At 62.8% G+C, this 2,562-nt stretch carries 3 protein-coding genes; 1 reads left to right on the top strand and 2 read right to left on the bottom strand.

The window, feature by feature from the left end; all coding sequences use genetic code 11:
• Positions 1-1,001, bottom strand: a 1,001-nt coding sequence (gene purM, locus EOA27_RS31475; protein WP_127258108.1) for a phosphoribosylformylglycinamidine cyclo-ligase, incomplete at its 3' end; no start/stop codon positions are given.
• 195 nt (positions 1,002-1,196) lie between these two features.
• Positions 1,197-1,856 (bottom strand): Imm52 family immunity protein, encoded by a 660-nt coding sequence (locus EOA27_RS31470; RefSeq protein WP_126078167.1) that lies wholly within the window; start codon positions 1,854-1,856, stop codon positions 1,197-1,199.
• 189 nt (positions 1,857-2,045) lie between these two features.
• Here EOA27_RS31470 and EOA27_RS31465 point away from each other — a divergent pair.
• Positions 2,046-2,562, top strand: a 517-nt coding sequence (locus EOA27_RS31465) for a CDP-alcohol phosphatidyltransferase family protein (protein WP_145970661.1), incomplete at its 3' end; no start/stop codon positions are given.

Genomic DNA, 2,562 nt, shown 5'->3' with positions numbered 1-2,562 from the left:
CAGGCTTCCTGCAGCACCGCCGCCACCTGCGCCGCCTGGCCGGAGGCGACGGCGAGGGTCATGCCGATGCCGCAATTGAAGGTGCGCATCATTTCTTCCGGCGCGACGCCGCCGGTCTTTGCCAGCCACGAGAACACCGGCGGCGCGTCGATCGCCTCGAGGTCGAGCTCGGCCGAAAAATCCTTGGGCAGCACGCGCGGGATGTTTTCCGGGAAACCGCCGCCGGTGATGTGGGCCAGCGCCTTGATGCCATGCGTGTTGCGGATAGCCTTCAGGATCGACTTCACATAGATGCGCGTCGGCTCGAGCAGCGCCTCGGCGAGGCTGAGCTCTTCGTTGAACGGCGCCGGATCGCTCCAGGCAAGACCGCTCGCCGCCACGATGCGGCGCACCAGCGAAAAACCGTTGGAGTGCAGGCCGGAGGAGGAAAGGCCAAGCAGCACGTCGCCTTCGACGATGTCGTCTGTGGGAAGCAACTGGCCGCGCTCGGCCGCGCCGACCGCGAAACCGGCAAGGTCGTAGTCCTTGTCGTGATACATGCCGGGCATTTCGGCCGTTTCGCCGCCGATCAGCGCGCAGCCGGCTTGCTGGCAGCCCTCGGCGATGCCGCCGACGATCGCGGCGCCCTGGTCCGGATCGAGCTTGCCGGTGGCGAAATAGTCGAGGAAGAACAGCGGCTCGGCGCCCTGCACGACGATGTCGTTGACGCACATGGCGACGAGGTCGATGCCGATCGTGTCATGCTTGCCGGCATCGATGGCGATCTTGAGCTTGGTGCCGACGCCGTCATTGGCCGCGACCAGCACCGGATCGGTGAAGCCTGCGGCCTTGAGGTCGAACAGGCCGCCGAAGCCGCCGATCTCGCCATCCGCGCCCGGCCGGCGCGTCGCGCGCACCAGCGGCTTGATCTTCTCGACCATCAGATTGCCAGCATCGATATCGACGCCCGCCTCGGCATAGGTGAGCCCGTTCTTGCGCTTGGCCGGATCGCCCTTGCTCATCGTCGGCTCGTCCCTGTTTGTCATTGCGGGCTCTTCGCATGAATGGTTTCGGGGAGCAAGGATGACGCGCAGGTGAGTGATGTTGTTTCCGAGGAAAGTGCGGGGTTGATTGGCGAAAGCCGAGACCAGTGCCAATCTCCCGGGGAGATGTCCGGTAGGTCAAAGGCGTGTCCGCCAACTCTGCGATTATGGCAGTCAAACTTCCTCTAGAATGGGTGCTGCCGTTTCATCCACCCACATACGCCCCTGGGGAACACCAACCTCCTTTCCCACGGTTCGTCCTTGCGATGCCAAGCCCTGCTGTTGGTAAAACGCATATTGAACGCGCGTTGGATGCTCGCGGCTGCTGGCCGGATGTCCTTCCTGGACATCGCGCCAAATCGAACCCCAGTCGGGTTTCCAGATTTCGACGAATCTATGGAATAGGGCGAGCAGGACTTCCGCCCCAAAAGGCTCGGCCCCTGCCATGCAGTTAAGCTCCAGACAAGCATTGTTCTGACTGTCTCGTGACAGATACTCGGAATACGCCCCGCAATGGATCGACGTTGACGCTTCCACGTTTCCCCGGCGCTGGTTCCAGAGGGAGACGCGGTAACCCAATTCCGGAATGGGTTGGCGCGGGGCGATGTCCGTCTTGTTCTGGCCTTTCTCCAGCAGGTGCTGCAGGTTACTGGCTGCCGATGTGTCGATAGGTTCGGACGCCATCGCCTTTTTAAGAGACCTTCCCAGCGGAGCCCAGCTAGCGAGTCTTTCGTCGGCAATAGCCAATGCTCGGAAATGCGCTTGAAGTTGTGGGATCGAATCCTTGGCTGTCCGTTTCCTTGGACCCCAGTAAACGTTGATGTTGACCGCCATGTGCGCCTCCCGTGGCATGCAGCCTATCAGCTTCCCTGCAGGTCTGTTGGTCCAAAAGTCGGCGTTCCTTCGCGCCCCCTCTGGCCTGCCGGCCATCTCCCCACGAGGGGAAGATCGGCAGTTCCTCACTTGCGCCAATCTCCCATCTCCCTCATCTTTTTCCCAACAAAAGACACGACGGGACATCACGTGACCCTTCCCAACATGATCACGATCATGCGGCTGCTGCTCGTGCCCGCCGTGGTGCTGGCCATGCTGCAGTCGCTTTGGGGCTGGGCTTTCGCCGGCTTTCTCGTCGCCGGCATCTCCGACGGCGTCGACGGCTTCATCGCGCGCCGCTGGAACCAGTCGTCCCGCCTGGGCGCCTATCTCGATCCGATCGCCGACAAGCTCCTGCTTGTCTCGGTCTTCGTCGTCATGGGCTTCGCCGGCGAACTGCCGCTCTGGCTGGTGGTCATGATGGTTTCGCGTGACGGGCTCATCGTCTGCGCCGTGCTCCTGTCCAGCGTGATGAGCAATCCGGTCGAGGTGAAGCCGCTCTTCGTTTCGAAGGCCAACACCGCCGCCCAGATCGTGCTGGCGGCGCTGGTGCTGGGCGAGCTGGCCTTTGCCGTGCAACTCGGCCCACTGCGGACCGCGCTCATATTGCTGACCGGGGTCTTGACCGTGGCTTCGGCCGCGGCCTATCTCGTGGCTTGGCTAAGGC

Source organism: Mesorhizobium sp. M2A.F.Ca.ET.037.01.1.1, assembly GCF_003998075.1.
In the GTDB taxonomy this organism is placed as follows: domain Bacteria; phylum Pseudomonadota; class Alphaproteobacteria; order Rhizobiales; family Rhizobiaceae; genus Mesorhizobium.
The sequence above is the reverse complement of the archived record's forward strand: the minus strand, read 5'-3'. Positions and strand labels throughout refer to the sequence as shown.